Below are 1,350 nucleotides of genomic sequence, written 5' to 3' on the forward strand. Positions count from 1 at the left end.
GCCATCGCCTGCGACCCGCGGCGCTCGCCGGATCGCGGCACGCTGGCGCTGATCGGCGAACTGTCGCGCTGCGCGGCAGCGACTCGCGTCTGGCTGCTGCAGGCCCCCCCGGGCGAGGCGCTGGACAGCGCGCGCCTGGAAGACTGGCACCAGGCGCTGGATGCCCTGGGCCTGGCGCATTCCAGCTGCGCGCCGCTGGGCTGGCTGGAGCACGGCCATGACTGACGCGCTGAAACTCGCCGTGGTCGGCCATACCAACGTCGGCAAGACCTCGCTGCTGCGCACCCTGACCCGCGACATCGGCTTCGGCGAGGTCTCGCACCGGCCGAGCACCACCCGCCATGTCGAAGGCGCGCGGCTGTCGGTGGACGGCGAGCCGCTGCTGGAGCTCTACGACACCCCGGGGCTGGAAGACGCCATCGCCCTGCTCGACTACCTCGAACGCCTGGAGCGCCCCGGCGAGCGCCTCGACGGCCCGGCGCGCACCGCACGCTTTCTCGACGGCAGCGAGGCGCGCCAGCGCTTCGAGCAGGAGGCCAAGGTGCTGCGCCAGCTCTTGGCCAGCGACGCCGGGCTCTACGTGATCGATGCCCGCGAGCCGGTGCTGGCCAAGTACAAGGACGAGCTGGCGGTGCTCGCCGGCTGCGGCAAGCCGCTGTTGCCGGTGCTCAACTTCGTCGCCCAGCCCGGCCATCGCGAGGAGGAATGGCGCCAGGCCCTGGCGCGGCTCGGCCTGCATGCGCTGGTGCGCTTCGACAGCGTGGCGCCGCCGCTGGACGGCGAGCGGCGGCTGTACGAAAGCCTGGCGCTGCTGCTGGAGCAGGCGCGACCGAAGTTGCAGCGGCTGATCGAGGATCACGAGGCCCAGGCCGAAGCACGCCTGGCCAGCGGCCAGCGGCTGATCGCCGAGCTGCTGGTGGATGTCGCCGCCTGCCGCCGCAGCGTCGCCGCGCAGGCGGAGCTGGAGCGCCGCGCCATCGGCGAACTGCACGATGCGGTGCGCGCCCGCGAGCAGCGCTGCGTCGAGGCGCTGCTGCGGCTGTATGCCTTCCGCCGGGAGGACGCCGAGGCCCACGACCTGCCGCTGCTCGACGGGCGCTGGGGCGACGACCTGTTCAATCCGGAAACGCTGAAACAGCTCGGCGTGAAGATCGGCGGCGGCATGGCCGCCGGTGCCGCGGCGGGCGCCGGGGTCGACCTGATGGTCGGCGGCATCACCCTCGGCGCGGCGGCGCTGCTCGGCGCGATCGCCGGTGGCGGCGCGCAGACCGCGCGGCACTATGGCAACCGCCTGCTCGGCAAGCTCAAGGGCCAGCGCGAACTGAGCGTCGACGACGCCGTGCTGCGCCT

General features: G+C 73.4%; 2 protein-coding genes. Both read left to right on the top strand.

Annotation, left to right across the window (positions count from 1 at the left end):
• Nucleotides 1-225, top strand: a 225-nt coding sequence (locus BAY1663_RS22720) for a DUF2868 domain-containing protein (RefSeq protein WP_037045401.1), incomplete at its 5' end; no start/stop codon positions are given.
• The coding region (locus tag BAY1663_RS22725; RefSeq protein WP_037045403.1) for a DUF3482 domain-containing protein at nucleotides 218-1,350 on the top strand (1,133 nt) is incomplete at its 3' end. The genes BAY1663_RS22720 and BAY1663_RS22725, both read left to right, overlap by 8 nt.

It is taken from the genome of Pseudomonas sp. BAY1663 (assembly GCF_000582595.1).
Lineage (GTDB): Bacteria > Pseudomonadota > Gammaproteobacteria > Pseudomonadales > Pseudomonadaceae > Stutzerimonas > Stutzerimonas stutzeri_AF.